Annotated in this window: 4 protein-coding genes and 1 pseudogene; all 5 read left to right on the forward strand. The window is 68.4% G+C overall.

Annotated features, from left to right (window positions below; all coding sequences use genetic code 11):
* Positions 1–136 (forward strand): annotated as a pseudogene (locus ACXJKR_RS20410) (response regulator); the annotation flags it as partial.
* A gap of 11 nt (positions 137–147) precedes the next feature.
* Positions 148–513: a response regulator transcription factor gene (locus ACXJKR_RS20415; protein ID WP_056199473.1), complete on the forward strand. Its 366-nt coding sequence runs from the start codon at positions 148–150 to the stop codon at positions 511–513.
* A gap of 84 nt (positions 514–597) precedes the next feature.
* Positions 598–1128 (forward strand): chemotaxis protein CheW, encoded by a 531-nt coding sequence (locus ACXJKR_RS20420; RefSeq protein ID WP_056199470.1) that lies wholly within the window; start codon positions 598–600, stop codon positions 1126–1128.
* Between the two features lie 72 nt (positions 1129–1200).
* On the forward strand, positions 1201–3573 hold the full coding sequence (locus tag ACXJKR_RS20425) for a methyl-accepting chemotaxis protein (RefSeq protein ID WP_457324368.1): 2373 nt from the start codon (positions 1201–1203) through the stop codon (positions 3571–3573).
* Positions 3574–3612: 39 nt separating this feature from the next.
* A partial coding sequence (locus tag ACXJKR_RS20430; RefSeq protein ID WP_457324369.1) for an Hpt domain-containing protein occupies positions 3613–6750 on the forward strand: 3138 nt, incomplete at its 3' end.

The following is a 6750-nucleotide window of genomic DNA, read 5'->3' on the forward strand; positions in this document are numbered from 1 at the left end:
GTCGTCAAAAGACGGCCTCTTCGACAAGGCCCGCGGGCGCATGGTGGGCTCGCAGGACTATCTGACCAAGCCTTTCACCAAGGACCAGCTGCTTCAGGCGGTGCTCCAGCACCGTCGGCAAGAAGCGCGTACGTAAAGAGAACTGCCATGAGCATTCACAACATCCTGCTGGTTGACGATTCCAAGACCGAACTGCATGCCTTATCGGAAATGCTGGGCAAGCGCGGCTTCACTGTCCGCACGGCCGAGAACGCCGAAGAGGCCATGAAGCGCCTGGCCGAGGCCAAGCCCGACCTGATCCTGATGGACGTCGTCATGCCCGGCCAGAACGGCTTCCAGCTGACGCGTGCAATCACCCGCGACGAGCGCTACATCGGCATCCCCATCATCATGTGCACGAGCAAGGGCCAGGAGACGGACAAGGTCTGGGGCATGCGCCAGGGCGCCAGCGACTACGTCGTCAAACCCGTCAAGGCCGAAGAGCTGCTGGCCAAGATCAAAGCCCTGGGCTGAAATGATGACGCCCCCACGTTCACTTCGTTCACTGCCCCCCGCGGGGGCGCTTCATCGCCTTCGGGCGGCCGGGCGGCGCTGAGCATGGCAAACAAGACGGCACTCCGCGAACTCCAGCAGCGCTTGGCCGAGCGCATGGCGGCCGCGCGCGAGCAGACGCTCGTGGCGAACTGGCTGGCCGTGGAATGTGCCGGCGTCGGCCTGTTGTTCTCGCTGAAGCAGGCCAGCGAAATCTTCGCGCCCGTGCCCATCAAGCCCGTGCCCTATGCCAAGCCATGGCTGGCGGGCGTGGCCAACCTGCGCGGCGGCTTGTTCACCGTGGTCGACCTGGCCGTCTACCTGGGCTTGCGCGATCCCGCGCCTGGCCGCGCCGTGGCGGTGCAAAGCCGCCTGGTGTCGCTGGGTAGCGACCTGAACCTGAACTGCGCGTTGCTCGTCGACCGGCTGGCCGGCCTGCGCAGCGACGAGCAACTGCCGCTGGCCGAGCAGCAGCCCGCCGGGCCGCTGCCCCGTTTTGCTGGCGCCCTGCGCCGCGACGAAGCCGGGCGCAACTGGCAAGAAATCAATCTYGAAGCGTTGTCGCGGCAGGAGAATTTCCTGCACATCGTCGCGTGATGCGCGCATCTGTTTCCAAGCTTCAAGCCGCGCGCGAGTGCGGCACCACAAACACTGAAGGACGAGGGTGAGATGAGCCTGCTGGACAAAATCAGGGGAAAGTCCGAAGCCGATGATCTGCCGCTGGCGCCGCCGGAAGGCGTCGACACGACCATCGATTCGCGCAGCAACGTCGGCTTCGACGCCACCCGCAACGCCGACTCCACCCTGGCCGGCGTCGAGATTCCCGCGCGCACCGAGGTGTATCCACGCACCGAGGCGCCGTCCATCATTTCGCAGGCGGTGCCCACCGAACCGGGCCCGAACAGCGAGTTCGCGCCCAGCAGCACGATGAGCTTCGCGCCCACCACGCAGGCCGCCGACCCGACCATGCTGCCGCCCAAGGCGGCCACCGGTGCCGAGAAGCTGACCGACCTGTTCGGCCGCCACCGCCAGCGTGCACTGACCGGCCTCGTCGTCCTCGGCCTCGTCGGCACGGCCGTGTCGGTCAGCCTGGTGCTGGCCAGTTCCAGCCGCAGTGCGGCCCAGGTGCGTGCCACCGGCCAGGCGCTGATGCATTCACAGCGCATGGCCAAGTCCGTGTCCGCGGCCCTCGTCGGCAATCCAGCCGCGTTCGCGGAGCTGCGCGAGTCGGTCAGCACGCTGAGCGGCGTCGTCAACAACCTGCGCACCGGCGAAGGCGACCTGGCGATCGCGCCGGCCGCCGTGCAGCCGACGCTGGACATGGTCAAGCCGCTGGTCGAACGTGCCGAGAAGAACGGCAAGGTCGTGCAGTCCCAGGAAAAGATCCTGACCCAGGTCGGCCAGGCGCTGCGCGCCATCAACCGGCAGTCCAGCGACCTGCTGGAAAGCGCCGAGGCCGTGTCATCTCAAGCCCTGCAGATCGGCTCGTCGGCGGGTGAAGTCTCTGCCGTCGGCCAGCTCGTCATGCTGACCCAGCGTATCGGCAAGAGCGCCAACGAATTCCTGACCCAGGAAGGCGTCAGCCCCGAGGCGGTGTTCCTGCTGGGCAAGGACTTGAACTCCTTCAAGCTCATCACCGAAGCGCTCATCAGCGGCAGCCCCGAGCTGCGCCTGAACGCGGCACGCGACCCGCAACTGAAGGAACGCCTGCAGACCCTGCTCAAGCAGTACGAGCAGACCCGCACGCAAGCCTCTGCGATTCTGGGCAACCTGCAGGGCCTGGTGTCGGCACGTGAAGCTCAGACGGCCATCCTGAACGACTCCGAGCCGCTGCGTAAGGGCCTGGAGCAGGCCGCCGGCGAGCTGGAAAAGTCCGGCGGCGCGGGCTGGGGCCTGATCGCCTTCATGGTGCTGTCCCTGATTGCCCTGGTGGCCGGTGCCTTCGGTTTCCTGCGCCTGTTCGTGGCCGACCAGTCCGAGCGCGCCGCGCTCGCCGAAGCCTCACGCCGCGAAGCCGAGGCCCAGGAGCAAGAGGCCAAGCGCGTCAACGACGCCAACCAGGCCGCCATTTTGCGGTTGATGAACGAACTGGCCAGCGTCGCTGAAGGCGACCTGACGCAACAAGCGACGGTGACAGAAGACATCACCGGCGCCATCGCCGACTCCGTGAACYACACGGTGGAAGAGCTGCGCAACCTGGTCGGCCAGGTGCAGGCAACGGCAGCCCGCGTGACCGACACGACCGGCGCGGTGGACCAGACGTCCACCGACCTGCTGGYGGCCTCCAAGGAACAGCTGCACGAGATCCGCGCCACCGGCGAGGCCGTGCTCGGCATGGCAAGCCGAATCACCGACGTGTCCGCGCAGGCGCAGACAACGGCCGGTGTGGCGCGCCAGAGCCGTCAGGCTGCCGAGCAGGGTCTGTCCGCGATGCAGAACAACATCGCCGGTATGAACACCATCCGCGACTCCATCCAGGAGACCTCCAAGCGCATCAAGCGCCTGGGCGAGTCGTCTCAGGAAATCGGCGAGATCACGGAGCTGATCTCGGACATCACGGAACAGACGAACGTGCTGGCCTTGAACGCCGCCATTCAGGCCGCGTCCGCCGGCGAAGCCGGTCGCGGCTTCTCGGTGGTTGCGGAAGAAGTGCAGCGCCTGGCGGAACGCTCCGGCGACGCGACGCGGCGAATCGCTGCGCTGGTCAAGACCATTCAGACCGACACCCACGATGCGGTGGCCGCCATGGAGCGTTCGACGCGCGGGGTGGTGGAAGGTACGCAGCTGTCTGACGCGGCCGGCAAGGCGCTGGAAGACATCGACAGCGTGTCCCGCCAGCTGGACAACCTGATCGGGCAGATCTCGACCCAGGCCCAGCAGGAAGCCGAGCATGCCAATGAGGTGGCCTCCAACATCCAGCACATCTTCGCGGTGACCGAGCAGACCTCCGAGGGCACGCGCTCCACCGCCCAGATGGTGCACGAGCTGTCGCGCTCTGCCGAGGCGCTGCGCACGTCCGTGTCCCGATTCAAGGTCGCCTGACCGGCCCCGCCCTACCGCATCGAGCGAGAAAGCCCACGCATGGACAGCTCCCTGCGAGACTCCGAACTCCCGGCCGACCTCAGCCCACTGGCCTGGGTGCAGGAGGAGTTGCGCCGCTCCCTGGAGTCGGTGCACAAGACCCTGCGCCGCCTCGTGCGCGACAGCGGCGACAACCGCCTCTCCGCCTTTGGCGGTGATGCCCAGCCCAGCGCGCCGCTGCAGCAGGCGGCCGCGCAGTTGCACCAGGTCAGCGGCGTGCTGTCGCTGGTCGGCCTGCCGGCCGGCGCCAGCGTGCTGCGCGCCGCCGAAGTGGCCGTCGCGCGTCTGGCCGAGCGGCCGCTAGAGGTCGAAGCCAGCACCGTCGACACCATCGAACGCGCCGACTTTGCCCTGCTGGCCTATGTCGCCCGCCTGCTGGCTGGCAACAAGACTTCGTCGCTGGCCCTCTATCCGGGCTATCGCGCGCTGCAGCAGCTCAACGGTGCCGATCGCATCCACCCGGCCGACCTCTGGCAGTACGACTGGTCCTGGCGCAGCATTGCGCCCGAAGCCGGTGTGTCGCCGCGTTCGCCCGAGGCCGTGCGCGCGCCTTTTGAAGCCGCGCTGCTGCGTCATATGCGCGAGCCCAGCTCGACGCATGCGGCCAATCTTTCCGGCCTGTGCGCTGGTCTGGCAGCCGCCTTGCCCGCTGGCACGACGCGCACGCTGTGGCAACTCGCCGCCGCCGTCTTCGAAGGCCAGGCGCTCAAGCTGATTCCCAGCGACGGCTATGCCAAACGCCTGGGCTCCAAGCTGCTGCATGAACTGCGCCTCGTTGGCCACGGCGATCAGATGGACCCGGCGCGCGAACGCCTGGCCCAGGACCTGCTGTTCTTCTGTGCCCAGTGCCGCGTCAACCAAGGCGCCGGCCCGCGCCTGACAGCGGTGCATGAAACCTACCGCCTCACTGATGAGCATGCCGGCGACTACGAGGACGCCGGCCTCGGCCGCATCGATCCGGCCTGGGTCGCGCAAGCCAAGCGCCGCGTGATTTCAGCCAAGGAAAGCTGGTCCAGCGCCGCCGAAGGCGACCAGCACCGCCTGGCCGGCCTGGACGAGCAGTTCGCCGGTCTGGCCGATTCGCTGACCCGCCTCTTCCCCAGCGGTGAAGTGCTGGCTCAGACACTGCAGCGCGCCGTCGTCGCGACGCTGCGCTCGCGCAGCACGCCGCCACCCGCGCTGGCCATGGAAATCGCCACCAGCCTGCTCTATGTCGAAGCCGCGCTGGAAGACGCCGCCTTCGACCAGCCCGAGCAGGCCGATCGCGTGCGTCGCCTGGCGCGCCGCGTCGAGGCCGTGGCCCATGGCCAGACGCCCGAGCCGCTGGAAGACTGGATGGAGGACCTGTACCGCCGGGTCTCCGACCGCCAGACCCTGGGCAGCGTCGTGCACGAGCTGCGTGCCAGCCTGTCGGAAGTCGAGAAGCAGTGCGACGAATACTTCCGCGACCCGGCCCGGCGTGAGCTGCTGATTCCCGTGCCCGGCCAGTTGCAGGCCATGCGCGGCGTGCTCAGCGTGCTGGGCCTGGACCAGGCGGCGCAGGCCACCGTTCGCATGCGCGACGAGGTCGACGGCCTGGCCAACACCGAGATCGATTTCGAGCGCGCCAGCGCCCGTGGCGTGTTTGAGCGCCTGGCCAACAACCTCGGCGCCCTGGGTTTCCTGATCGACATGCTCAGCGTCCAGCCTCAGCTGGCCAAGCGTATGTTCCAGTTCGACGACGCCAGCGGCCGCCTGGACGCCGTCATGGGCCGCCGCGAAGGCGCCGTCGAGCTGCCGAGTTTCGAGGCCAGCGGCTTCCACGTCGACCTGGTCGACGAATCGGCCCAGATTGCCGCTCCCGCCGCCTACGACGCCACCCAGCCCTTGCGCATCGACCTGGGGACGCTGGACCTGCCCGACCTCAGCCTGCCCGACGTCGACCTGTCGCAGCCGGCCGCTCCCGCACCCGTTCCCGTGGTTGCTCCCCCGCCGCCCGCGCCCAGCGTCGCGGACGACCCCGAGATGCGCGAGATCTTCCTCGAGGAAGCCGACGAGGTCATCGGCAACGCCCGGGCCGCGCTGGAAGAGCTGCGCCAGGCCCCCGCCGACCACGGCCAGCTCACCATCGTGCGTCGCGCCTTCCACACCCTCAAGGGCAGCGCCCGCATGGTCGGCCTGGACCCCTTCGGTGAAGGTGCCTGGGCCTGCGAACAGCTCTACAACGCCCGCCTCGCCGAAGCCACCCCCCAGGCCGACGCCGCCTTGCTGGGCTTCACCACCGAGGCGCTGGACTACTTTGCCCACTGGCGCAACCAGATTGCTGGCACGGAACCGGGCCACAGCTTGCCCGACCCGGTGCGCCGCAGTGCCGATTCGCTGCGCCTGCATGGCCAGCCCCTGCCTATTGCCGTTTCGGCTGCTCCGGCCGCCGAAGCCATCGAAGCGGTAGAAGCCCAAGGCCTCGACCTGCCGCTGGACGCCGCGACCCCGGTCGAAGCCATCGAGCGTGGCCCCGAGGTCATGGCCGAGCCGGCCGCAGAACCCATCGTCGCCGCACTGCCGGCGGAGATGGAGGAGACGCCGCCGCTGGTGCCCGACTTCGTTCTCGAGCTTGGCGCACCGGCCAACGAGGCCCCCATCGAGGCTGACCTCGACCTCGCCCTGCCCGAGGTCACGCTGGATCTCGACCCGACCGAACTACCCGCCGAGCTGGTCAGCGAGTTCGACGCCCACGCACCGACCGAACCCCTGCCGCTGCCACCCACGCCTGATGAAGAGCCGACCTTGGCCAACTTCGGCGTCGTGCTGGATCTGGACGAGCCTGAGCCTGTCATTGCCGCCGAACCTCTGGCCGAGCCCCCGGTCCGGCCGGAGGAGTCCACGCTGGCCCTGCACAAGCTGCTCGAGGAGGACGAGGAGCCGGCCGCGCCGGTTCTCACGCTGGTCAGCCCTGCCGAGACGGAGCTGGAGCCTGAACCCGAGTCGGCCGACCCCGACGAAGGCTTCAAGGTCATCGGCTCGCTGCGCATCAGCATCGCGCTGTTCAACATCTYCCTGAACGAGGCCGACGAGCTGTCGCGCAAGCTGTCCATCGGCCTGGCCGAGTGGGCCGTCGAGCTCAGCCACCCGGTGCCGCAGAGCTGCGAAGTGCAGGCT

This window comes from Roseateles sp. P5_E11 (assembly GCF_054049355.1).